Source organism: Bifidobacterium callitrichidarum (assembly GCF_003129905.1).
GTDB lineage: Bacteria > Actinomycetota > Actinomycetes > Actinomycetales > Bifidobacteriaceae > Bifidobacterium > Bifidobacterium callitrichidarum.
Map to the genome: position 1 here is coordinate 18991 of NZ_QFFM01000028.1, position 24909 is coordinate 43899.

General features: G+C 64.8%; 19 protein-coding genes, 4 tRNA genes and 1 pseudogene. 19 read left to right on the forward strand and 5 right to left on the reverse strand.

The features are described from left to right. On the forward strand, window positions 1-201 hold the full coding sequence (locus DF196_RS11040; protein ID WP_109057864.1) for a hypothetical protein: 201 nt from the start codon (window positions 1-3) through the stop codon (window positions 199-201). Window positions 202-611: 410 nt separating this feature from the next. On the opposite strand, the gene DF196_RS11045 is transcribed toward DF196_RS11040, so the two are convergent. The 3 genes from DF196_RS11045 to DF196_RS11055 form a co-directional block, all read right to left on the reverse strand. Beyond that, a complete protein-coding gene (locus DF196_RS11045; RefSeq protein WP_109057880.1) occupies window positions 612-1280 on the reverse strand; it encodes an SAF domain-containing protein in 669 nt (222 codons plus the stop codon). Between the two features lie 173 nt (window positions 1281-1453). Further along, entirely contained in the window at window positions 1454-1639 is a 186-nt protein-coding gene (locus DF196_RS11050) for an FmdB family zinc ribbon protein (RefSeq protein WP_109057865.1), read from the reverse strand. A 112-nt stretch (window positions 1640-1751) separates the two neighbouring features. Further along, a complete protein-coding gene (locus tag DF196_RS11055; RefSeq protein ID WP_241519704.1) occupies window positions 1752-2396 on the reverse strand; it encodes a 5-formyltetrahydrofolate cyclo-ligase in 645 nt (214 codons plus the stop codon). Between the two features lie 95 nt (window positions 2397-2491). Here DF196_RS11055 and DF196_RS11060 point away from each other — a divergent pair, with 95 nt between their 5' ends. From DF196_RS11060 to DF196_RS11080, 5 genes are all read left to right on the forward strand, one after another. Next, the gene (locus DF196_RS11060; protein ID WP_420829144.1) at window positions 2492-3139 is read left to right on the forward strand and encodes a GNAT family N-acetyltransferase; all 648 of its coding nucleotides are present in this window, start codon (window positions 2492-2494) and stop codon (window positions 3137-3139) included. 91 nt (window positions 3140-3230) lie between these two features. Beyond that, a complete protein-coding gene (locus DF196_RS11065) occupies window positions 3231-4562 on the forward strand; it encodes a hypothetical protein (protein ID WP_109057867.1) in 1332 nt (443 codons plus the stop codon). A 302-nt stretch (window positions 4563-4864) separates the two neighbouring features. Beyond that, the gene (gene groES, locus DF196_RS11070; RefSeq protein ID WP_033890546.1) at window positions 4865-5158 is read left to right on the forward strand and encodes a co-chaperone GroES; all 294 of its coding nucleotides are present in this window, start codon (window positions 4865-4867) and stop codon (window positions 5156-5158) included. Between the two features lie 224 nt (window positions 5159-5382). After that, entirely contained in the window at window positions 5383-6366 is a 984-nt protein-coding gene (locus DF196_RS11075) for an AAA family ATPase (RefSeq protein ID WP_109057868.1), read from the forward strand. A 113-nt stretch (window positions 6367-6479) separates the two neighbouring features. Continuing rightward, a complete protein-coding gene (locus DF196_RS11080) occupies window positions 6480-11039 on the forward strand; it encodes a transglutaminaseTgpA domain-containing protein (protein WP_158276319.1) in 4560 nt (1519 codons plus the stop codon). 261 nt (window positions 11040-11300) lie between these two features. Here DF196_RS11080 and DF196_RS11085 read toward each other — a convergent pair whose 3' ends face one another. After that, window positions 11301-12533 (reverse strand): trans-sulfuration enzyme family protein, encoded by a 1233-nt coding sequence (locus DF196_RS11085; protein ID WP_109057870.1) that lies wholly within the window; start codon window positions 12531-12533, stop codon window positions 11301-11303. Between the two features lie 119 nt (window positions 12534-12652). Between DF196_RS11085 and DF196_RS11090 the strand changes: the two genes are divergently transcribed. From DF196_RS11090 to dapC, 9 genes are all read left to right on the forward strand, one after another. Then, complete coding sequence (locus DF196_RS11090) at window positions 12653-13732, forward strand: histidinol-phosphate transaminase (RefSeq protein WP_109057871.1); 1080 nt, start codon at window positions 12653-12655, stop codon at window positions 13730-13732. A gap of 283 nt (window positions 13733-14015) precedes the next feature. After that, a tRNA-Tyr gene (locus DF196_RS11095) sits at window positions 14016-14097 on the forward strand. 1 nt (window position 14098) lies between these two features. Next, a tRNA-Thr gene (locus DF196_RS11100) sits at window positions 14099-14170 on the forward strand. A gap of 4 nt (window positions 14171-14174) precedes the next feature. Next, window positions 14175-14248, forward strand: a tRNA-Met gene (locus DF196_RS11105). Window positions 14249-14313: 65 nt separating this feature from the next. Further along, complete coding sequence (rpmG, locus tag DF196_RS11110; RefSeq protein WP_007053013.1) at window positions 14314-14481, forward strand: 50S ribosomal protein L33; 168 nt, start codon at window positions 14314-14316, stop codon at window positions 14479-14481. A gap of 218 nt (window positions 14482-14699) precedes the next feature. Continuing rightward, a complete protein-coding gene (locus DF196_RS11115) occupies window positions 14700-15929 on the forward strand; it encodes a UDP-N-acetylmuramate dehydrogenase (protein ID WP_109057872.1) in 1230 nt (409 codons plus the stop codon). 183 nt (window positions 15930-16112) lie between these two features. Next, the gene (locus DF196_RS11120) at window positions 16113-17639 is read left to right on the forward strand and encodes an amino acid permease (RefSeq protein ID WP_109057873.1); all 1527 of its coding nucleotides are present in this window, start codon (window positions 16113-16115) and stop codon (window positions 17637-17639) included. Window positions 17640-17872: 233 nt separating this feature from the next. Then, on the forward strand, window positions 17873-18193 hold the full coding sequence (fdxA, locus tag DF196_RS11125) for a ferredoxin (RefSeq protein WP_109057874.1): 321 nt from the start codon (window positions 17873-17875) through the stop codon (window positions 18191-18193). A gap of 150 nt (window positions 18194-18343) precedes the next feature. Then, the gene (gene dapC / locus DF196_RS11130; RefSeq protein ID WP_109057875.1) at window positions 18344-19528 is read left to right on the forward strand and encodes a succinyldiaminopimelate transaminase; all 1185 of its coding nucleotides are present in this window, start codon (window positions 18344-18346) and stop codon (window positions 19526-19528) included. A 222-nt stretch (window positions 19529-19750) separates the two neighbouring features. Here the strand turns inward: dapC and dinB are convergent, their stop codons facing one another. After that, window positions 19751-21025 carry a DNA polymerase IV gene (gene dinB / locus DF196_RS11135; RefSeq protein ID WP_109057876.1) on the reverse strand — a complete coding sequence of 425 codons (1275 nt, stop codon included), beginning with the start codon at window positions 21023-21025 and terminating at the stop codon, window positions 19751-19753. 172 nt (window positions 21026-21197) lie between these two features. Here dinB and DF196_RS11140 point away from each other — a divergent pair, with 172 nt between their 5' ends. The 4 genes and pseudogenes from DF196_RS11140 to DF196_RS11155 all read left to right on the forward strand — a co-directional run. Continuing rightward, entirely contained in the window at window positions 21198-22154 is a 957-nt protein-coding gene (locus tag DF196_RS11140; protein ID WP_421728486.1) for an EamA family transporter, read from the forward strand. Window positions 22155-22499: 345 nt separating this feature from the next. Beyond that, window positions 22500-22587: transfer RNA gene (locus tag DF196_RS11145), tRNA-Ser, on the forward strand. Window positions 22588-22882: 295 nt separating this feature from the next. After that, complete coding sequence (locus tag DF196_RS11150) at window positions 22883-23869, forward strand: hypothetical protein (protein ID WP_109057878.1); 987 nt, start codon at window positions 22883-22885, stop codon at window positions 23867-23869. A 711-nt stretch (window positions 23870-24580) separates the two neighbouring features. Next, window positions 24581-24909: pseudogene (locus DF196_RS11155) on the forward strand (CapA family protein); the annotation flags it as partial.

Consider the following 24909-nt stretch of genomic DNA (forward strand, 5'->3'; position numbering starts at 1 on the left):
ATGGCTGAGTACTCGGCCACGCGCCGCACGCCGCGCAAGCACAAGCGCGTGGTGATGAAGGGCACGGAGAGCTTCGACGCCGACGGCGTCAAGCTCGAGCCCTCGGACATGCAGACCGCCCAGCAACGCCAGGCCGACGACGATCGTCGCATCCTCGGCGAGCTGCCGCCTCATTGGGCGGTGTTCAACGAACGGCGTTGAACACCGCCCAATGAGGCGGCCTTCGCGACTGCTTATGGGGCAGTCGCTCACTTCGCCTAGGAAAGTCCACTGGACTTTCCTATAACGGCTCAGCTCATTGGGCCGTATTCAACGAACGTCAGTAATCCCTCGGGACTACCCCTCAGTCGGCTTCGCCGCCAGCTCATCCTGCAATTAAGGACGAACTTCGTTCGAGACCTGCTGGCTCGACTGTCGTCTCGCACATCGCCTACAAACAGCTCCGCTGTTTGCTTCACGGCAATGTCCTGACAAGGGGAGCCGAGAAAGTTGATATAAACCTGGGCCCCCTCTGGCGAGGGGGCTGTCAGCGAAGCTGACTGGGGGAGAGCAGCGGAGCGGGCAAAGCCCGCGGGCCAAAACAGCATCGGTCGCAGGCCGATTCCGCTCGCCTACCGCATCACCGCAATGACCGCACCGGCTTCCTGCAGCTCCATCACCTTGGCGGCGTCCTCCGGCTTCATCGCGCAGGACACCGTCTTCGCATCATCCCCATATACGGATGCAAGCGAACCCGAACCACCGCTGTCGTCACCGTCATCGCCGCCCGCACCGCGCCCCTTCACACCCATCACCAGCGCATTCTCCGCCAGCATGCAATCGGCCCCATCACACCCCACGGCGGACACCAGACTCACCTCATCACCCGGTAGCAGTTCATCGGGACTGCTGGCCAAACGCACCGCGATCACCGTGGTTCCGGTCGGGGCCAACGGGGCGTTCCGGGCCATATGCACGGTGATCGCGTCCCCGGCCGCGATGTCGATCTGCGCGATGCCGCTCACCACGTCCGCCGTCTCCTCGACCATGGACGGCCCCAACGCGCCGGCCGGCATCGCCACCACCTGCACGTCCTCGGCGCCAATCGTCGCTCCCCGCCGAATCGGATTGACGGCCACCACCACCGGCGAGGTCTCGATGGTGGCGAGCACGGCCTGCAAGCCGAACAGCACGGCCAGACCGGCGCACAGGGCCGCGGCCAGCCGCCGGGCATAGGACAACGCACGACGGCGCTTCAACGAGCCGCGTGCGGGTGCTTGAAATATGGAAAAGGTCACCATGAACACCATGGTGACCTTGGAATTTCACAAGCCGCAACCCGAACCGGGCCATGTGGATACAGCTTGGCGAGTTATCCACATCGGTCCCGTATCGGCACCCTCTCGGAGGGACTGTGAAGCGGCCCGAGGAAAGCTCCGAAAACGTCTCTCCCCAAGTGGCCGCTACCGAACGACTACTTCGAGGACTTGTCCGTGCGGTAGAAACCGTGACCCTTGAACTCGATCGGCACGGCGGAGTAGACTTTGCGCACCTGCTCCTGGGCGCACTTGGGGCACACGGTGATCGGGTCGTCGTTGAACGACTGCTGTTCGGTGAAATCGTAGCCGCAGTTCTTGCAGCGGTAATGATAGGTAGGCAACGGATTCCTCCAACAAAGTACAAACTGTTTCTGCTCTTCGTGCATGACGCGCAGCCATGCCAGGCAACCGTTCATATCCTAGTCATTGCCCTGACACTTCGCCCGTGGAATATCAGACCTCACGAAGAGCCCGGAATCCCGCCGAAGTAAGCACCGCATCGGCCGGCACGTCATGGGATTCGGCAGGCAGATCGTCGTCCAGCACCTCCCACGGCCAACACACGGCGACCAACGGGCATCCGGCGCGGCGGGCGGCGAGCGCCCGGTCGTACCAGCCGGCGCCACGGCCCAGACGGTAGCCACGCGGATCCACGCCCATCGCCGGGGCGATCGCCAGATCGCATTCGGCGAGCGCCTCGGGCGGCAGCACCTGTCCCTCCGGCTCGTCCGGACGCAGGTGCCCCGGCTGGTTCACGGTCTCCAGCGCATCCAGGCTGTCCAGCACGCTCCAGCCAATCTCGCGTCCGGAACCCAATCGCGGCACCAGCACCCGGCATCCCTCCGCGAGCAGCATGGCCAGCAGCGGCCGCGTCTCCATCTCTGAACCCATCGACACGTACGCGGCCACCGTCACACCCCGCGCTGCGTCGTTCCGCGCCTCGCCGTCCGCCCCTGCGACCGTCCGCAGCAGCTCGACGGGGAACCGTCGGGCCAGATCCTCGCCCGCGGCCGACCGCTCCTCGGCCGTCGTCAGCTTGCGCCGGGCCAGCGCCCGATGCCTCAACTCATCCTTGGAAACATTGGAAGAACCGTTCATACCGCACAACCTAGCACCGCCGGCGGGGTGGAGGGCGGCGACCATATCGTGGGCCGGACCGGCGAACCCCGCGCGAATCGCTAGAATTAGGGGCCGTGTCAGTTTTCCAGTCGATCAAAGAGGCGTTCAAACCGGATCATCAGATCCGCATGCCGCGCCTGAGCCACCCTGGTTTCCCCATCGTGCTGCGTCCGCTGACCATGGACGACGAGGAACTGTGGGACGAGGTGCGCTGGCGCAACAACGACTGGCTGGCCCCCTGGGAGTCCGGGGATCCGATGCACGGCGCCGCCATCACCTTCAACCAGTGGATCCAGCGCCAACGCCGCAACGAGCAGCACGGCACGGGCGCCCAGTTCGTCATCGAATACCAGATGCGGATCGTGGGCCAGATCTCGATCGGGGCCATCGCGTACGGCGCCATGCGCACCGGTGTGGTGGGCTACTGGGTCGATCAGGCGTACGCCGGCCGCGGGTTCGCGCCCATGGCCCTCGCCATGCTGGCCGACTGGGCGCTCGGCGACCCGTTCGGCCCGGCCCTGCACCGTCTGGAAATCGCGATTCTGCCGGAGAACGCGCGCTCGCTGGCCGTGGTGCGCAAGGTCGGCGCCCATCATGAGGGGTTGCGCGAACGGTACATGTACGTCAACGGCAAGTGGCGCGACCACGTCACCTTCTCGCTGCTGGCCGAGGACATCGGCTCGGGGTTCGCGGCCCGACTCGCCGCGAACGGACTGCATTAGCACGGCCGCGGCCCGTGATTACGCCATATCCCCCCGACACGCCCGAGACGGCAACACCAAGTTCGTCGGCGGGTCTCCTATTCTTGACTCTATGGGTTACGAGTCACTAAGCACTGTTGTCGTGCTGGTGATAGTGGCGATCATCATCGTCGTTTGGCTGCCCGTACGCACGGCCAACGGCATGAAACGCGCGACCGAACATCGGCAGGATCGTTACTCGCCCTCCCTCCACATCGTCGAGGCTGAGAGCGGGACGCGGTTCGGCGACGTCAAGCCGCATCAGGCGAAAGGGGCACCAGTGCCGGCATCATCACCGTCAGCGAGGCTGACACCTGAGCATATCGCCCGTGTTCGCGAGCTGCGGCGCGCGGCCATTCGCCGTCGCCAGCTGCTCGCCGGGGCTTTGGCCGCCGTGTCCGTGTTGGTCTTTGTGCTGGCGCTCGCGTTGCATTTCAGCACCCTGTTCACGCTGATTCCGCTGGCGTTGCTCGCCGTGGTGCTGGGTTTGGGGGCCCGTGCCGCGCGTCAGGCCCGCCGTTGGGAGGTCAAGGCGCAGCGGGCGGAGCGTGCCCGCGCCCGTAAGCTCAAGGCCGCCAAGGCGGCGAAGGCCCAGGCTGTGGAGGCCGCCAAGGCTGCGGCCGTTGCGGCCGGTGCCCGGTCCGCGCAGCTCGCGTCCGGTGATGCCGCCCGGGAGGAGGCCGCCACCGAGGTGATGGAGCAGCGTCAGATTCGCCGTGCCCTGCATGACGCCGAAATCGAGCAGGCCAGGGCCAAGGCGCTGCGTGCCGCGGCCCGTGCCGCCGCGCAGGCTGAGGCCGAGGCTTCGGCGGCCGCTGATGCAAACGTTGCCAGCGAGTCCGGTGCCGTCCAGGCCGATGCGTCCGTGCGGTCCGGCGATGCGACCGCCGCTGGTGAGTCCTCGGCCGAGGCCAAGCAGGACGTGGAGCCGTCGCTCACCATGCGTGACGAGCGCGACGAGGTCGCGGACGACGCCACCTCAGAACTGGCTTCCGTGCGCCCCGCCCGTGCGCTGGACGTGTTCGACATGGCCACCGCCTCCCAGGATCTCATCTCCTTCTCGCTCGGCGAGGCCCGCAACGAGGGCAATGCGCCCCAGGAGCCGGAAAGCCGCGAGATCAAGTCCACTAAGCAGGTGTCCAAGGCCGAACCGGTGGGTCCGGAGACCGCCGAGCAGCTTATGGACGAGGCCAAGGTGGTCAAGGCCGCCGATGACGCGAAGGCCGCCAGCGAGGCCCAGGCCGCCAAGGACGCCGAGGATGTGCGAGCCAAGGAGGCCGAGGAGGCCGCCAAGCAGGCCGCGTTCCACGAGTCCGAGCAGCGTGCCGAAGTGGAGGCTCCGGACGCCACCAGCGAATCGCTGAGCGTTGGTCTCGACTCCATCCTCGCCCGTCGCGGCAACTGACCTTTTTGGCTCCCCTCGCTGAGCACATTGCCGTGAAGCAAACAGCAGAGCTGTTTGTAGGCAATGTGCGAGACGACAGCCGAGCCAACAGGACGCGAACGAAGTTCGTCCGCAGTTGCGTATGCCTTTGCATATCTCCGACTTTTCTCTCACAGCGTTAGCACTCAAGTTGGCAGAGTGCTAACAATCGCGCTACCATGTGTCCTAGCGCAAAGGGACAACGCAAGTGATCGTCAGCCTCTTGAGGCGTTCTGGCGCGGCATTATCGAACTGAACTACAAGCAGATACGAGGTGACCCACAGTGTCGATTAAGCTCACACCGTTGGAAGACAAGATCATCGTCAAGCAGGCCGAGGCCCAGACCCAGACCGCGTCCGGTCTGTACATCCCGGACAACGCCAAGGAGAAGCCGCAGCAGGGCGAAGTCCTGGCCGTTGGCCCGGGCCGCCGCGACGACAAGGGCGAGCGCATCCCGATGGATGTCAAGGTCGGCGACAAGGTGCTGTACTCCAAGTACGGCGGCACCGAGGTGCACTACGAGGGTGAGGATTACCTCATCATCGGCGCCCGCGACGTGCTGGCCATCCTCGGCTGAGCAACGCGCATCACGCTTTGCAGGACCCCGGTCACGACGGCCGGGGTCTTTTCGTATGCCTTCATGGCTGGAATAGGCGGGAAGTCAGCCGTGAAACAGGCTGAGAGGCAACGCGAGGAGGACGGTCGCATATGCGCCCCTGTCATGCACGCCGTGCTCAGCGCTCGGCGTATTTGAGCGGGCCGGCGCGCCGCACGTACACTGGATAGCGGATTGAAGTCGCTATGAAAGAGGCTGTCATGCTCGACGTGCCCACCGCACCCGCCACCGCCCACCCGTCCACGCTCGCCGATCTCGCCGGCACCCTCGAACAATCGCTGTCCTGTTCGCGTGAGGTCATCGACCTCGTCGTCACCACGTTCGCGGCCGGCGGCCACTTGCTGCTCGAGGACGTGCCGGGCGTCGGCAAGACCACGCTCGCCCGCGCCATGGGTCGTGCCATCGACGGCGAATCGCACCGCATCCAGTTCACCCCGGACCTCCTGCCCAGCGACCTGACCGGCGTGAGCATCTACTCGCAGGACACGCGCGACTTCGAATTCCATCCGGGCCCGCTGTTCGCCAACATTGTCATCGCGGACGAGATCAACCGCGCGAACCCCAAAACCCAGTCCGCCATGCTGGAGGCCATGAACGAAAGCCAGATCAGCGTGGACGGCGTCACCCACGCGCTGCCGGACCCGTACTTCGTCATCGCCACCCAGAACCCCATCGAACTCGAGGGCACCTACCCGCTGCCCGAAGCCCAGCTCGACCGCTTCATGTCCTGCGCCAGCTTCGGTTACCCGTCCGCGCAGGCCGAAGCCGCCATGCTCACCTCCGCGGACTGGTCGCGACCGCTCGACCGCGTGCGCCGGGTGTGCACTGGTCCCGAAACCGTCGCCATCCGCGCCGCCGTGCGCGGGGTCACGCTCGCCGGACCCGTGGCCGATTACCTGGTCTCCATCATCCGCGCCACCCGCGCGCGCGAAGGCATCCGTTACGGCGCCTCGCCGCGCGCCAGCTTGCATCTAGCCGCCATGGCCCGCGCCCGCGCGTTCATCAACGGCCGCGACTTCGTGCTGCCGGACGACGTGCAATCGTTGGCGGTGCCCGTACTTGCCCATCGCCTGGTTTTGGATGACGCCGGCTTCGGCGCGTCCTCGCTCGACCGTGCGCGTGGCATCATCGCCGACATCGTGTCCGCCACTCCTGTACCACGGGCGTGACCATGGCGCTCCACAGGAAGCAGCGTGGGGCGGCGGCCCCGAAGAATGCGCCGGCCGGCGGTGGGACCAGTTCGGAAGGCCGTCGACGCATACGTTCGCATGGTGTGCGGCGCATGATCCGGCACGGTCTGATCCGACCCACGTGGGGAGGCCTGGTGCTGCTCGCCGCGGCGTGCGGATGCTGCTTCGGCGGACTGCTGCTGGACGAACGCACCCTGATGGACGTGACCATCGCGCTCGCGGTGGTGTTCGTATGCGCGCTGGCAGCGGTGATACTGCAGTGGTTCGGAGTGATCGCCATCGGGGGCCCCAAACTCACCCGGCAGATCGAACAACGCGACAGTCACGGCAACACCGTGGCGCGCGTGACGGGGGAGTTGCCCGAGCGACGCGGCTGGTATGTCACCGTGAGCACCGTGGTGCGGTGGAAGTCACCGCTGGGACTGATCGCGGCCCGCAAGGTCGTGCCCGACGACGGGCAGGCGCTGGTGCTGCCGACCACGGACGAGCAGGGCGCTTCCGGCACGTCCGCGGTGGACAAGCGGCATGTGGGTTCCAGCCAATCCGAACATTCCGGTGGCGTGCGCGCCTATGCGCCGGGCGACCCGCTCAAACTCATCTCCTGGCGTCACACCGCCCACCGGGGCGAGCTCATGACCCGCGAATCCAGCCGGGACGTGCGGGCCACCGCACTGTTGGTGCTCAACACGGGCGGCGTCACGGGCGAACGGCTCGACGCCGAAGTCGCCGCGCTGCTGCCGTGGGCCCGCGCCTCGCAGAACGCCGGCCGGGCGGAGCGGCTGATCGTCACCGACGGCGTACAGACCTTCGAAGGGCTTGATGGCGTCGAACGGTTCCTTGCCGCCGTGCAGCCGGATGCCGCATCGGCTATCCCGGTCGCTTCGGCAGACGCGACAGCATCGACCGCACCTGAAAGCGGAAAGCATCAGACAGGACGCGAGAAAGAGCCGGATTCCGGCATGCCGTCGGCGTCCATGCGCGCGGCCGCCATCGCACGGACGGCCATGAGCGGTCAGGGACCCGTGCGTGTGATGGTCTGCGATGCCGCGGACGGTCAGGAGCTCGCCGCGGCGTTGCGCCGCACTCCGGTGGCCGACCGGCTGACAGTGCTTGACCCGGCCGTCCAGGAGCCGGCCGCGGAGCCGACGTACCAGCGCATCGTCATCCAGGAGTCCTCCGGCGTGGGGCGTCGAATCCAGACTGGCGCCGACGGTGCCGGACGGGAAACGGATTTGGTGCCAGCGGGCGGCGGCGTACGGTCGCCGCGCCTGACGCAACGTCTGCTGCCCGACATCACGGGCGCATTGGCGCTGCTGGCGTTCTTCGGTGTGGCACTGAAAGGTCTTTCCGGCCTCATCGCCCCCGACGGCGCGTGGATGTGGTTCGCCGGCGCGTTGCTGGGCGTGGCCGCACTGGAGATTTCCGCGGCCAACGCCGTGGGCGATTGCCTGAACGGCGCGCAACGAAAGCCGCGCGGCGGAAAAGCCCGGCCCGATCGGTCCCGCGGAGCGTCCGCGGCAAAACCGACAGTCGAACCGGTCTCCGCTCCTACTTCGCGCGCCACCACGCATCCGGTGCTGCGATTCGCGGCGTACACGGTGCTCACGCTCGTCGCCACGGCGATACTGGCCGTCGTGCGCTTCCGTGTCCTCGCCGCCGACGCGCTTGAACGCATCGCCGAAGAGGAGGCCTCACAGGCCGCGCAGCAGAGCGCCGCATCCGGCCTCGTCACCGGACTTGCATCCCGATGGCGGGTCTTCACCACCATGGTCGAGGCCGGATTCGACCAGCTCAACCTCCAACTGCCGCCGCTCAAGGTCTCCGCGTACAGCGACCTGTTCCTCATCCTGGTGGTGGCCGCGCTCGCCGCCGCCATCCGGCTCATCCTCGCCTTCCGGCCGCTGATCCCCGTGATGGTCGCGCTGCCGGTGGCCGCGCTCGCCGCCGACTACGCGCTGGTGGGCCATCTCGCGCCCCTGTGGGCCATCGGACTGACCGTGGCCGCCCTGCCGTTCGCGCTCGCCGCCGCCCGTCCGCGGCGCTTGCATCCCGTACTGCGGTTGAACGGTGCGGCCGTTGCGGAACAGCAGACGAAACAATCGAGGCCAAACCGCCTCGGCGCCGGCGCTGGATCGGTCACTCGTGGCCTTGCGAGAGGTCGTGCCAACGGCGGCACCCCGGCGATCGCCCTCACCGCCACCCCGCTCCTCGCGGCCGCGCTCGCCGTTGCCATCACCCTGCCTCTGACCGGCCCGGCCGCCGCATTGGCGTACCGCGTGCCCCTGTCCATCGGGGAAGGCGGCGGCATGTTCACCTCGAACACCGTCAACCCGATGATCGACCTCAAACGCAACATCGCCGCCGGGTCGGACACCACGGTCCTGACCTACCGGGCCTACAAACGCCTCTACCTGCGCCTGACCACGCTCGACAACTTCGACGGCGACACCTGGGGCTACGACCGCGAATTCGCCCTCGACGCGGGCCTCTACGGCTCCGGCATCCAACTCGGCCGCAACAGCGAGGACGAACTCTCCAGTTACGACCGCATGATCATGAACCCGCTGGGCGCCTATATGTCCGCCCTCGGCTACACCGGCTACGACGTAGCCACCACCAACGCGAACACGCTCGAACAGTTCATGGTCAGCGCCAACATCCGCATCGACACCCTCAAATCGCGCTTCCTGCCCGTGCCTGGCAACGTCACGTACATGGAGAACGGTCCGGGCAGCGACTGGCTCCTCTACCAGGACGGCACGGTGTACAACCGCAGCAACGGCACGTCATCGGATCTCGAATACGGCGTGGACGGCAATGCGATCACCCCCATCACCTCATCGTCCGGTTTCAGCCAGCTGTCCCTGATCACCAGTGCGCAGGACGACCTGCTGGGCGGTTCGGAAGTCAGCGACGAAAACCGGGCAGCCTGGTATCAGGCCCGCCGCGACCTGGCGGGAACCGGTCTCGCGGAGATCAGAAGCGACTCGATGGGCGATTTCCTCCTCATCAAGGCCACGCTCAACGCCGATGGCAGCGTGACGGGAGCGAACGGATGGCGGCTCGGATCCGGCAGCTTCCGGGGTGAGAACCTGACATTCGCCGATGGTACATCCGCGGCCATACCCTCCAACGTGGTGTTCAACGAGACCGTCGTGAACCAGCTCGGTCTTGGCAGGGACGGGTACGTGCTCGGATTCGGCTTGGGCGGCAACGTGGCGATCGTGGCCCCGCTGGACGATTCGGCGTCCGAAACACAGGACAATCTGAATTCCGATGACGACGAAGCCATCTCCTCGTTCTATGGCGAGGGCATGTGGGCCGGACGCGCCTTCGCCATCCTGCAGGACTCCGGCATGAACCTGTCCGCCTACACCACGGTCAACGGCAGCATCTCCGAAGCCGTCCCGTACGCCGAGCGCATGCGGCGGTACGTGGAGGCCAGCGACAAACGCGCCCATAAAAGCCGGTACACCTCGCTGCCCAAGAAGCTGCCCGACAACGTCCAGGCCGTCATCGACCAGGCGCGGGCTGCGGGCGTGCCCATCAAGGGCTCCAGCTACGACGACCAGGTGCGCGCCATGCGCTGGCTGGTGGACTACTTCACCAACCCGAACAGCAAGTTCACCTATTCGCTCGACGCCCCCGACGGCGACGGGCGCGACAACCTCGACGTGCTCGACGATTTCCTCGACCCGGAAAACGGGCATGCGGGTTATTGCCAGCATTACGCCTCCGCGCTCGCCGTGCTCGGCCGCGCGCTCGGCGTGCCCACGCGCATCGTGCTCGGCTACAACGCCGGCGTGGGCGAACGGGAGGAAAACGGCTACTTCACCGTGCAGTCCAAGCAGCTGCATGCCTGGACCGAGGCCTACCTCGACGGCGTGGGCTGGGTGCCGTTCGACGTGACGCCCGCCACCACCGAGAACGGTTCCGCCGCGTCCGACGCCGATTCGTCCGATACCGGCGATTCGTCCGCCACCACCGGCGATTCCGGTGACAATGCGTCCGACACGACCACGCAAGACCAGTCCGGCGACGAATCGATCGATGCGTCCGGTGACACCGCCGATCAGTCCGACAAGTCTGATTCGTCCGACGATGCCGAATCGCAGGATGCGAAAGCCGATGCCGGCGCCTCCAGCAGTGGTGACGGGTGGATGACGTGGCGTATCCCGGACTTCACCGCATGGCCGATGTGGGCTCGCGTGCTGCTGGGGTTGCTTGCCGTGATGGTGCTGGCCGGCCTGTGCTGGGGTGTACCGAGGCTGTGGCGTTGGATGCGTCGACGCCGGGTGTTCGCGGCCATCGCGCGGGCCGAAGCGCGCGGGTCCGCCGCGGAGCCGTCCGGGCAGGCGGCGGATCGGGGGAAGACGTCGGAATACGACGATCTGGCCGCCGAGGCCTGGCGCATGACATGGCGTGAGGTGCAACTGACCGCGCGGGCCAGGGCGAGGTCCAAGTCGAAGTCTGGTCGTAGGCCCAGTCCGAACCAGACAGATATGGATATCGCTCGCATCCTCGCCGAGCAATGCCCCGAACAGGCCGATTTCATACTGCTTGCGGCCCGCAACGCCACAGCCGCCGCCTTCCATGGCACCGTCGACCCGGTGACCGGCCTGCCACGGAAGCTCAAGGCTTTCCTGAAGTAGTGCCATCGGCCTTCGGCCGATAGACGTTTTCTGGCTCCCCTCGCTGAGGGGAGCTGTCGTCGTAGACGACTGAGGGAAGTAGTGGAGACACCGCAAACTCCCCTCTCTGAGGGGAGCCAGAAAAGAAAAGGCTCTGTTAAACCAAGATTGACATGGCCCTTATTCTTGGCTCCCCTTGTCAGGGGAGCTGGCGGCGAAGCCGTCTGAGGGGTAGTCAGACATGGATTTATGTCAATTTTGGTTTACCAGAGCCAAAGAAAATCACACCTCGAACCCGGCCTCAACCAGCGCGTGGTCGATGTCGCGAATCAGGTCATCCGTATCCTCGAGGCCCACGGCCAGGCGGAAGAAGCCGCGATGGAACTCCGGCGGGTACAGGTACTGGCGTTCGTCATCCTCGCCGAGGAACACGATGAGACTCTCATCATGGCCCAGAGACACGGCGGACGTGATCACGTTGAGCTTGGAGACGAACCGGTTGTGCCCGTCATGGTCGGTGTCCAGACCGAACGCCAACACGCCGCCGAAGCCGGAATCCGGGCGGGCCAGCTGCGAGACGGCCACGTCGTGGTGCGGATGCGACTCCAAACCGGGGTACGAGACGAACCGCACGGACGGAATCCGCTCCAGATGCTCGGCGATGGCCTGCGCGGAGGCGTTGTGCTGGCGGATGCGCAGGGGAAGCGTCACCGAGCCGCGGTTGATAAGCCAGGCGTTGAACGGCGAAATGATGCCGCCGAAGTTCACCTGCGCGGTGAAACGGATCTCGTTCGTGCGCGCCTTGGTGGTGGCGATCACGCCGCCGAGCGCGTCGCCATGGCCGTTGATGTACTTGGTGAGCGATTCGATGACGATGTCCGCGCCCAGGTCGAGCGGGCGCACGTTGTACGGCGAGTTGAAGGTGTTGTCCACGGAGACGAGGATGTCCGGATTCGCCTCATGCGCGATGCCCGCGATGGCGCGGATGTCCGAAACCTTGAGCGTGGGGTTCGCCGGCGTCTCGATATGCACGAGCTTGGTGTTGGGACGCAGGGCCGCGCGCACGTTCTCCGGATCGGAGGTGTCCACGATGGAGGTCTCGATGCCGTACTTCTCCGGCAGGATCTGGTTGAGCAGGCGGTAGGCCGCGATGTAGGTGGTGTCCGAGAAGATCGCGTGGTCGCCGCGGTTGAGGAACGTGGTGAACGTGGCGGCAAGGGCCGCCACTCCCGAAGCGAGCACCACCGCGTCCTCGGCGCCTTCAAGACGGGCCAGCTTCTCCTCTAGGTAGCGCTGGTTCGGGTGGCCGTTGCGGGTGTAGAGGTTCACGTCCGAGCTGGACCAGTTGATGTCGGATGGGTCGTAGGGCAGCGCGTAGGCGTTGGCGAGCGTGATGGGGCGGCGGATCGCGCCGGTTTCGGCGTCGACCCCGTTGCCGAGGTGGATGGAGAGCGTACCGAAGCCGAGCGGCTGGTCGTCGAAGGATTGTCCGTGGTGCACGAGATCTGAGGTCATGGCTTCAGCATGCCAGTGCCCGCCGCGGCTCGCAAGCGGCTGAAACCCCTCAAAACCGCGTCATTCCGGGCTTTGAGAGCCGTCTATAAGAAAAACGGAAAACGGTATAGGATGAGGCCATGAGTTTCAAACATCGCAGTATCATCGATTCCATCCCCGCCTACAAGCAAGGCAAGCCCGCCCCCAAGGTCGAAGGCCAGCGCTCCTTCAAGATCTCCAGCAACGAGAACGCCTTCGACCCGCTGCCCAGCGTGGTCGAGGCCATCGAGAATCACGCGCTGCCGCACCTCAACCGCTACCCGGACATGCGCGGCTGGGCCGTGGTGGAACGTCTGGCCGGCGAGATCGGCGTCAAGCCGGAGAACATCGTGCTCGGCTGCGGCTCCACCGAGGTCATCACCATGCTCGTCCAGCTCGTGGCGGGTCCCGGCGACGAAGTGGTCTACCCGTGGCGCAGCTTCGAGGCGTACCCGATCATCGTGACCGGTGCCGGCGCCACCAGCGTGCAGGTGTCCAACCTGCCGGACGGCTCGCATGACATCGACGGCCTGATCAACGCGATCAACGAGAAGACCCGGCTGGTGATCGTCAACAACCCGAACAACCCCACCTCCACCTCCGTGTCCGACGCGGACGCCCGCCGCCTCATGGAGGCCGTGCCCTCCGACGTGCTGGTCCTGTTCGACGAGGCCTACTTCCAGTTCAACACCGATTCCGACACGTCCGTGGCCATGGACCTGTTCCGCGAGTACCCGAATGTGGTGGTGGCCCACACCTTCTCCAAGGCCTACGGTCTGGCCGGCCTGCGCATCGGATACGCCGTGGCCCCGGAGGACGTGATCGAAGGCATGCGCAAGGTGGCCCTGCCGTTCGGCGTGACCGATGTGGCCCAGACCGCCGCGCTCGCCAGCCTGGACGCCTACGACGAGCTGACCGACCGCGTCAAGTCCATCGTCTCCGAACGCAACCGCGTGGTGGCCGCGCTGAAGGACCAGGGCTGGGAGTTCCCCGAACCGTACGCCAACTTCTTCTGGCTGCCGCTGGGCGAGCGCACCGACGCGGCCGCCTCGCGCTTCCTGGCCGCCGGCCTGTCCACGCGCGTGTTCTCCGGCGAGGGCATCCGCATCTCCATCGGCGAGGCGGAGGCCAACGACCTGGTGATTGACGTGTGCGCCCAGCTCAAGGCCGCCGGCTTCTGACCTTTGCTGACGCCCGGTGCTCGACGTTCAGCGTCTGACCCGCGCCCGGCCGACACGCCGAAGCGGACGGCGGGGTCGGTGTTCGCCGACGTCGTACGTTACTGAAGCACCCTGTTGAAAGCCCTCGAACCGCGAAAACGACACGCCGATAGAACGGCTTCGTTGCAACAGTTTGAGGGCCTTTGCGCAAGGTCGATTTGCATTGGTCGCAGATTCTTGCTTTAATGGCCAAGTTGCCTGACGAGGTCAAGCCAAACAGCCTGGCCAAGACGGGAAACAGACTGGCGGATTTCCCAAGCGGTCAAAGGGAGCTGACTGTAAATCAGCCGCTTCGTGCTTCAGTGGTTCGAATCCACTATCCGCCACGCCCCGATAGCTCAGTGGTAGAGCACTTCCTTGGTAAGGAAGAGGTCGTGAGTCCAATTCTCACTCGGGGCTCTCTGGCGGGGTAGCTCAGCTGGCTAGAGCGTACGACTCATAATCGTAAGGTCAAGAGTTCGAGCCTCTTCCTCGCTACAAATTGCGCCCGCTGTTACAAGTGGGCGCGTCCATTAGACCTAAGAACACAGAGGTGAATGAGAATGGCTAAGAGCGCCGACATCCGTCCGGGCATCACGCTGGCCTGCACCGAGTGCAAGGAGCGCAACTACATTACGACGAAGAACCGTCGTAACACGCCCGATCGTCTCGAGCTCAAGAAGTTCTGCCCGCGCTGCGGCAAGCAGACCGTGCACCGCGAGACTCGTTGATCGCAAGCATCAAGCTTCAAACCCGACCGCCTGGTCGGGTTTTTTGTTTTCCGCTCCCGTCTCAAAGCTGCGTCATGTATCATGCGCAACTAGTAGCTGGGGTCTTGGTGGATGTTGTAAGACCGTAGGCTTGGCCGAACGGCCTTGAGTGTGTCGCACAACATCCACCAAGACCCCGGCGTCAACTCCGACAATCAGATCCACATAGGATAAGCACCATGACCAGCTTTGCAGACATCACCACCATGGGCGTCGGCGGCCCCATCGCCCACTTCATCGAACCCACCACGCGCGTGGGCCTCATCGAGGCCGTCGAGGACGCCGACTCCAAGGGCCTGCCGCTCGTGGTCATCGGCGGCGGCTCGAACATGCTGGTCTCCGACGAGCCCTTCAACGGCGTGGTGGTGCGCGACGCCCGCCGCCTCATCACGGTCCCGGACGAGGCCGCCCCCGTGGAAGGCGAGGATCGCACCGTGCACGTCAACGCCGAGGCCGGCACGAACTGGGACGACTTCGTGGCCTTCACCGTCCAGATCGGCCTTGAAGGCGTCGAGGGCCTTTCCGGCATCCCCGGCACGGTGGGCGCGTCCGTGGTGCAGAACATCGGCGCCTACGGCCAGGAAGTGGCCACGTCGGTCGAATCCGTGGAGGTCTGGGACCGCGAGACCAAGACCACGCGCGACCTGACCCCGGTCGACCTCAAGTTCGGCTACCGCTACTCCGCGCTGAAGGCCAGCATGTACGAGGCTCCCGGCAAGCCGGCGGACCGGTTCTTCCCGACCCCGCGGTATGTGGTCCTCTCCGTCACCTTCGCGCTGACCCACTCCGCCGAAGGCACCGTGGGCTACGGCCAGCTCGCCAAGGCGCTCGGCGTCGAGGTAGGCGACCGCATGGCCACCAAGGCCATCCGCGAGGCCGTGCTCAAGGTGCGCGCCGCCAAGGGCATGCTGGAGGATCCCACCCGTTACGCGCTGCCCGCCATGGACGGCACCAAACGCGAGGCCAACATCCTGGCCGATCTCAAGCGTCTGGCCGTCGTCAACGAGGAGGCCGGCATCCCGCTCGGCGGGGACGGCCTGCCCGCGCCCGACCACAACCGTCACAGCTGCGGCTCGTTCTTCATGAATCCGATCCTGCCCGCGGACCAGGCGGATACCCTGCCGGAGGACGCCCCGCGCTTCGCCGCCACGCTGCCGGACGGCACGCCGGGCGTCAAGACCTCCGCAGCCTGGCTCATCGACCACGCCGGCTGCCACAAGGGCTACCGTGCCGCACAGGACGCGCCCGCCAGCCTGTCCACCCAGCACACGCTGGCCCTCACCAATCGCGGGGGAGCGACGGCCGTCGACGTCGAGATGCTGGCGAAGTCCGTGCAGCAGGCCGTCAAGGCCGCGTTCGGCGTGGACCTGGTTCCCGAACCGGTGTGCGTCGGCGTGCTCACCCGCTGAACCTTCGTCTGAACCCCGCTGGACCTTGGCGGACGCCGGACATTGGTCGAATCGTCCACAATCCGACCGGTGCCGCCCATCTCGCCCGCCCAGGAAGTAATAGACAAGTCACATGGCCTCTCCTATACTCGATTCTCGATGTTTTGCGCGCACCCGGCGTGCTCAGGAAAGAAAAGGGAAGCCATGCAACTGTTCCGAACGAAATCCGTCGAACAGACCATTGCCGAAACAGGTGAAGAGGGCCGCAAGCTCAAGCGCAACCTGACTTGGTGGGATCTGTCCATTATGGGCGTGGCCGTCGCGGTCGGCGCCGGCATCTTCTCCGTGGGTGCGCAGGCCGCCGCCTTCCACGCGGGCCCGGCCGTGATCATCAGCTTCCTGATCGCCGGCGTCGTGTGCGGCGCGGCCGTGATGTGCTACGCCGAGTTCGCCTCCATGATTCCGGTGGCCGGCTCCGCCTACACCTTCACGTACACCACCGTGGGCGAAATCATGGCGTGGATCATCGGCTGGGACCTCATCCTGGAGATGCTCATGGCCGGTTCCGTGATCTCCAAGTACTGGGGCGTCTACCTCAACGACTTCATGCGACTGATGGGCTGGAACTTCAACACCAACCTCACGTTCGGCTCCTTCCACATCGACGTGGCCCCGATCATCATCGTCGCCTTCTTCACCACACTGCTCGTGTTCGGCACCAAGATCGGCGCCCGCGTGGACGGCGCGATGACCGTGCTCAAAATCGCCATCGTGTTCTTCGTGGTGATCGTGGGCTTCTTCTACGTCAAGGCCTCCAACTTCACCCCGTTCATCCCGCCGACCGAACCTGCCTCCTCCGTGGCCAGCTCCTCCGCCGTCTCCGGCGTGATGGGCCAGCCGCTGTGGCAGTGGGCCACCGGCATGGTCCCGTCCATCTACGGCGTGCCCGGCATCCTGTCCGGCGCGGCGCTCGTGTTCTTCGCGTTCATCGGCTTCGACGTGGTGGCCACCGCCTCCGAGGAGACCAAGGACCCGCACAAGAACGTGCCGCTGGGCATCGGCGTGGGTATGGCCCTCATCATCGTGATGTACATGCTCGTGGCCATCGTGACCACCGGCATGGTCTCCTACAAGGAACTTGCCCAGCAGGACAGCCCGTCACTGGCCACCGCGTTCGAGCTGGTGGGTGCCAACTGGGCCGCCAAGATCATCAGCTTCGGCATCGTGTTGGGCCTGGCCACCGTGGTGATGGTGCTGCTGCTCGGCCTGACCCGCATCGTCTTCGCCATGAGCCGTGACGGCCTGCTGCCGCGCAGCCTGTCCAAGACCGGCAAGCACGGCACCCCGGCCGGCCTGCAGATCGCCGTCGGCGTGGTGGTGGCCCTCGTGGCCGCCCTGTTCGACATCGGCGTGCTCTCCGACATGGTGAACATCGGCACGCTGTCCGCCTTCACGCTCGTGGCCATCTCCATCCCGATCATGCGCAAGAAGCGCCCCGACCTGCCGCGCGCCTTCAAGATCCCCGGCAACCCGTGGGTTCCGATCTTCATCGGCCTGGCGAACCTGTGGCTCATGCTCAACCTCACCGTGCTCACCTGGATCCGTTTCCTGGTGTGGCTGGTCGTCGGTTTCGCCATCTACTTCGGCTACGGCTACCGCCACGCACGCCTCGGCACCGGAGACCTGAGCGAGGAGCTGTCCGAGGAGACCAATCAGGCCATCAACGGCTGATTGACGTCTGCTTTGCTTGCTCTCTAGGGCTTCCCTCCCATCACGGAGGGAAGCCCTTTTCGTTCCTTTTCTTGGCTCCCCTTGTCAGGGGAGCTGTCGCCGGAGGCGACTGAGGGGTAGTCTCCGGCGGCATGTGAACAGCGTGTGTGAAAGGATTCTCCGCCCTGACATCGTGTCAACGAGTCCGACCGCGAGACTATCCTTGAAACCAGCTTTATTTCAAGGAGGATTCCATGCCATACGTTGTCGCTCAGCCTTGCGTGGACGTCAAGGACAAGGCCTGCGTGGACGAGTGCCCGGTCGACTGCATTTACGAGGGCTCCCGTTCGCTGTACATCAACCCGAACGAATGCGTTGACTGCGGCGCATGCGAGCCCGTGTGCCCCACCGAGGCCATCTTCTACGAGGATGACCTGCCGGAGGAGTGGGCTTGGTACAAGGACGCCGCCGCCAACTTCTTCGCCGAAGTGGGCGATTTCGGTGGTGCTTCCGCCCATGGCCCGATCGGCAAGGACCCGGAGCAGGTGGCCGCGCTGCCGCCGCAGAACCAGTGAGCCAGCCTGGGCCTGCGTGACTGATGCAAGCTTGATGTGCATCTGATGCGCGCCCGGCTGCCGCATTCCGACGCATAACGAACCCCCGACCCATCCCGGCCGGGGGTTCGTCGTATCTTAGGTAGGTACTTGCCACAGAAAGGGTTCCACATGGGCTTCCACGCATATTCCTCCCCGTACGACTGGTCCCGCATCGCCGGCTTCAAGGCCACGGCCAAGGCGGCGCCGGGCGGCATGGTCGACCTGTCCGTAGGCTCGCCCGTGGATCCCGTGCCCGACTCCGTGCGCGAGGCGTTGTCCGCCACGTCCGATGCGGCCAACGCCCACGGCTACCCTGTCACCGTCGGCACCGCGGACCTCAAGGCCGCCATCGACACCTGGTTCCGCACCATGCGCGGCGTGGACCTGAAGTCCATCAACGCGGCCGCCGTACCCACCGTGGGCTCCAAGGAGGCCGTGGCGCTCATGGCCTCGCTGCTGCATCTGGGCCCGGGCGATGTGGTGGTCCAGCCCAAGGTCTCCTATCCCACGTACGAGATCGGCACACAGCTCGCCGGTGCCACCGTGGCCAAGGTGGACGACATCACGGACGTCGAATCCTGGGTGCACATTCCCGGCGTCAAGGCCGTCTGGGTCAACTCCCCGTGCAACCCCACCGGCGAGATCATCTCGGCCGAATGGCTCGCGGACATCGTTGCCGCCGCCCGCCGCATCGGTGCGGTGGTGCTGTCCGACGAATGCTATGCGTTGATGGACTGGCGTGCCGTGCGCGATTCCGCGCCCGAGGCCGAATCGAACGAGCCGGCCGCCGGCGATGGCGCCTTCAGCCTGTCCGCCGCACCCTGCGCTCTGAACCCGCACATCTGCGAAGGCTCGGCCAGCGGCATCCTGGTGCTCTACTCGCTGTCCAAGCAGTCCAACATGGCCGGTTACCGCACCGCCCTGATCGCCGGCGACTACCGTCTGGTGACGGAGATGAGCGAGTTCCGCAAGCAGATCGGCCAGATCATCCCCGGACCGGTGCAGGCCGCCATGGCCGCGGGCCTGAACGATGCGGCCTCCGTGCATGTGCAGTGGTCGCGGTACCGCCGTCGCCTGGCCGCGCTGGTCAAGGCGCTGAATGCGTATGGTTACGAGGCGTCGATGCCGGCAGGCGCGCTGTACGTGTGGGTCAAGGCCAAGTCCGGCGACTGCTGGACGGATATGGCCGAACTCGCCAAGATCGGCGTCGTTCCGAGCCCCGGCGAGTTCTACGGCGCCCCCGCCTATCTGCGGTTCTCCTCCACGGCCACCGACGAGGCCATTGACTCCGCCTGCGCCCGCCTCGCCGCGTAAGTCTTGGCTCTGTTGACATGCCCTCATTCTTGGCTCCCCTTGAAGAACGCCGCCGTGGATCGGACAGTCCTGTGGACTGTCCGTAGGCGGCGTGCGAGACGATAGTCGAGCCAGCAGATTGCGAACGAAGTTCGTCATTTATTCCGGACGAGCTGGCCGCGAAGCGGACTGAGGGGTAGTCTCGCTCTTATGCAGCTGGAGCACAGGAATGTCGCCGTTCCACTACGCCCCGAACTGCACGGCCCTGTTGCCGAACTTGCGGCGCACCGCATCCAGCGCGGCCTCCGCATCGTGCCGCTTCGCTTCGGACGTGCGCCCGCGCACGTCATCGGCCTCCTCAAGCATGTCCTCCAATGATGGCTGCACCGCGGTGGACGCCGTCTCGCTGAGCGACGACGTACTCATGCCGGCCAGTCGGATCAGCTTCGGCAGCGGCGTATCCGGTCCCGCAGCGGCCGGTATTCCCAGCATCGTCTTCAACTGCCGCACGCACTCGGGATACAGCACGCCGGCCGTATCGGTCGGACGTCCCATCGTGAACGACCGGGTCTGGTAACTCAGGTCCGCGAACCGCAGCTTGACGGTGAGCGTCCGCGCCATCAGTCCCTTGCGCCGCAACGTACCGGCCACCTCGTCGCAGGCCGACCTCAGCAGCCCGCACACCACGCGCATGTCCCGCGTGTCCTGTGGCAGGGTGCGTTCGGAGCCGATGGACTTCTCCTCGCGCACCGTGGTGATTTCGCGCGAGTCCAGCCCGTGCGAGGCCATCCACAGTCCGCGTGCGGCGGCGGGGGAGCCGGTGGCGCGGGTCAGTGCGGTCTCGTCCATCCGTGCCAGGTCGGCCACCGAATTCACGCCCCACGCATTGAGCCGGCGTTCCAATGACGGGCCGATGCCCGGGATGCCGCGCAACGGCATCATCTGCACGAATTCCGCGGACCGGGCGGCGGGGATGAGCAGCATGCCGTTCGGCTTGGCGTTGGTGGAGGCCATTTTGGCGATGAGTTTGTTGCAGGCGATACCCACCGAGCAGGTCACATGGAACCGCGCGGACACCTGCTCGCGGATCCACGCGCCGATGGCGCTCGGACGCTCCCATTCCAGCAGCGCGGCGGAGACGTCCATGTATCCCTCGTCCACCGAGACCTGCTCGAACCGGTCGGTGATGGTCAGGAACACCTCATGCATGATGCGATGGGATATCGCACGGTAGTAGCGCATATCCACCGGCAGAAAGACGCCGTCCGGGCACAGCTGATGCGCGCGGGCCGCCGGCATGGCCGAATTGATGCCGTATTTCCTGGCCTCGTAGCTTGCGGCGGACACCACCGCGCGCGGGCCGGTGCCGATGATCACCGGTTTGCCCTTGAGTTCGGGATGCCGTGCCACTTCCAGCGAGGCGTAGAAGGCGTCCATGTCGATGTGCAGCACCGTGCAACCGGTTTCGTCGTGCCCCCAATCGCGTTTGGCGGCGGCCAGTCTCGGTGCGGTACTCATGCACTCCATTGTAGAAGTCGGACGTATAGGCATACGGCCGTATGGCGGACTTGGCGGTTCCATGTGTGCTGCATCTGCCCACATCGTGCCCTTGTCTCACAGTCACATCCGCAATCTGATCAATCTCATCGCCGCCCGTTTCTGTCCCTGCGCACCGAGTAGCGTGAGTCCTATGCAGCAGTTGAAGCGAGCGATAATCAGTCTTCTCAACCGGGTTCCGGTGGTGTTCATCGTGATTGGAGAGGCACTGGTGATCTACCTTGCCACGGCCATCGCCAAACTCGCGTTCACCCAGCTCGACCCGCTGTATTCGGTCTGGTACCGCGTGGGGTTCATGGCGGTGCTGCTGTTGGTTTGGCGTCGCCCGTGGAGCGTGGCCAAGCGGGGGCGTCTGTTCCATCGCAGCGCGCGTTCCTGGGGACTGGTCGTGCTGCTTGGTTGCGCATTGGTGCTGATGAACACGATGTTTTATGTGGCCATCAGTAACATGGACATGGGCATCGCCGTGGCCATCGAGTTCTTGGGGCCGCTGTCCGTGGCGGTGATCACCGGGCGTAGCTGGCGTGAACGGCTCGGCATCGGCATCGCGGCGATCGGCGTGGTGCTGCTTGCCGGCATCTCCTTGGCGAATCCATCCGGGCATGGCACCTTCCTGGTGGGTCTGATTGCGATTCTCATCGGCGGGTCGATGTGGGGCGTGTACATCGTGACCGGGCGACGTGTGGCGGCCGGTGGCAATTCGCTGGACAACCTGTGCATCGCCGTGACCATCGGTTGGCTGGTGCAATCGGTGTTCCTGGGTGTGCCGGCCGTCAGGCATGTGATCTGGCCCAAGCCGGACGCCACGTGGGCGCTTGAGCCTGGTGGCTCGCTAAAGCTGCTGGCATTGTTGTTCGTTATCTCCCTGATGGCCTCGTTCATTCCATACGTGATTGAGCAGATCACGCTGCGCCGCACCACGTCCGGCGCGTTTTCGGTGATGCAGTCCATCAACCCCGCGATGGCTGTGGCCGTGGGACTTGCGTTCGGCGAAATCCCGAGCGTGGGGGAGATCATCGGCGTGGCGCTGGTGATCTGTGCCGTAATCGTCACCTTCTCCGGTGATGCCGCGCCGGCCAAGGGCAAGTGATTTGGTTCCGTTGAACCGGGGTTGACGTGTTTTTGGGCTCTGTTAAACCAAGATTGGCATGCCCCTTATTCTCGGCCCTCTTTGTCAGGACATTGCCGTGAAGCAAACAGCGGAGCTGTTTGTAGGCAATGTGCGAGACGAAAGTCGAGCCAGTAGGCTGCGAACGGAGTTCGTCCTTAATTGCAGGACGAGTTGTCAGCGAAGCCGATTTAGGAACAGTCCCGCAGAATATTAGAGATAACGGCATTGTTCGATGCCGCGCGACAGGCGCGAACGACATCCGTGGTTCACGATATCCGCAAAGTGTGGTACAGTATTTTGCTGTTGCGCTTCAATGCTCAACACGGAGTCATGCCTGAGTGGCCGATAGGGGCACCCTGCTAAGGTGTTAGTCGCTTTTCGCGGCTCGAGGGTTCGAATCCCTCTGACTCCGCATCCAAGGGTTTCCGGAAAAACCGGAAACCCTTTTCTCGTCTTAGAACCGTTGGAACCGTCTGAGACGGCCAGCCATCTCTCAAACCCTCACTATGTATGCGGCTGGACGAAGGGTCCGCATACATAGTGACGTTTCGCATGTCCAAATCCTCACTATGTATGCGAGGGCATGGTTGAAGCGCATACATAGTGAGGGTTTGAATCGCCGGTTTGCGATGAACGGAGCATGCACGGTGCGTGGCCGTTGGCTGTATTGACAACTCACCGATGTTGCGCGGGAATAGCATGGACGCATGGAAGGTCAGTACCCCGTCGATGCCGATGCGGCGTCCACCATGAACGATGTGGTCCAGGAACGCGACTGGACCATGCTCCGCCGCATCCGCGTCAAAGCGCTGATTTGGACGGTCCTGCTCGTCATCGTGTTTGCGGTCGCCGTATTCGCATGGTTCGCACCGAAAGGCACCGCGCTCGCAAAAGCGTATGGCTATCTGGCCATTGCCGCGCTTGCCGTGTTCATCGTCGCCGTCACATACCTTGTGGGTTGGTCGCGTGGCAGCAGCCAACTGCACGCCACGAGCGCCGGCGATGAAATCTGGGTGCGATACACCCTCGAAGGCCCGGTCTTCGGCTCGATGGAATGGTGGTGGACCGCACCGCCCGTCAACCCCGATCTTCACCGACGCAAGGTGCTCATCATCGGCATACTGCTGGTCGTGGTGGCACTGATTTTCGCTGCGGGCGGCATCGCCGGGGCGGTGCTTGCACCGGCTCTGTTCAGCCGAATCATATCCATGGCGATGGTGCTGATCGCCGTTCCGCCGCTCTCCGCGGCCGTCGCCGCGTTCAGTTTCCTCCATAGTCCGACGTCGGCCAATCTGCGGTGGTTCATCTACGCGCGACGGTTCTCCTTCTGGTTCACGCTCGTCGCCGCGGCTATCGTGTTGCTGCTATCCGACGATGCCACGCAAACAGCGTCGATGCTCGGCCTTATGGCCGTGATGTGGACGCTCGTCGCCGGCGCCGCGTCAGGCATGCGCAACGCCGCGGAGACCTCGCTGATGCGTCGTGGTGCCTTCGCGGAACAGCGGTCCGGCATCGACCGCGACCTGCGCCGTATGGCCGCCGAAAACCCACAGACCGTCTTCGACCCAACGGGCATGGACCAGGTACGCAAGCGCCGTGAGCGTAAGCTCGCCATTCGATATACGCTCGGCGTCGCGGCGTTCATCCTCGTCATCGTCATCGAAGTGCTGGTCAAACTGTTGCTGGAGCGGTGAGAAAGGAAGAGGGAAGAGTTGGGCTCTGTTAAACCAAGATTGACATGAATTCCGCCGGACTACCCCTCAGTCGACTTCGTCGCCAGCTCGTCCTGCAATTAAAGACGAACTCCGTTCGCAGCCTACTGGCTCGACTGTCGTCTCGCACATTGCCTACAAACAGCTCTGCTGTTTGCTTCACGGCAATGTCCTGACAAGGGGAGCCAAGAATAAGGAGCATGTCAACCTTGGTCTAACAGAGCCAAGAATTAACAGAGCAGCTAGGCCATCGGGCGGGCGCACTGATGACAAGTCCGATCGGAGCATAACGGCAAGCGGGCCACAAGCCAAGCTACAAACGAAACTAACCATACGAAAGCCCGGTCCATCCGGCTCGCACGCCTTCGCGCCACGTAGCAATACGGGGGTATCACAGCACATCCCCAATGTTCGGAACAGAACCTCATCGTGCATCCGCTACGAGTAGCGGAGCCGGAGGTACGCCATTGTCCGTCCGCCTCCAATCCATAACTCTAGCGGCATCGGGCCGGCGGCACGTCGAAGACACCGCGGCAAATATCGGCAAAATGTCGCATATGCAAACGGATCTGCCTGCGGCGGGCGTGTCCGCCATGCCCCCGTCGTGCGCAGCGACGAAACATTCACGGGTTCCCCGACATCACCAGGCGGTAGTCTGATAGCAGAAGAAGAGCCAGTCGAAGGGGAAGTGGCATGAGTCATATCAGAGGTCGCGGCCAGCATCGTGCAAGGCCTGCGGGAACGGGCGCGTACGGTTCGCCCAACGCAATGATGACGCTTGTCATCGTATTCGTCGTGGCGCTCGCCGTGGCATTGGGCGTCGGCATTTGGTTCGCCACGCACCACGCAGGCAGCGGGCGGACCGGTACGCCCAACCAGAGCGCCACCGCCACCATCGAGAAACCTGAGTCCACACCCAAGCCGGTCACCGAGCACCATGGCAACTCCCCGGACTGCCCGGCCACGGACTGCATCGCCATGCTCGTCAATGGCGATTTGCTGTTCCATGAGGGCCTGTGGAG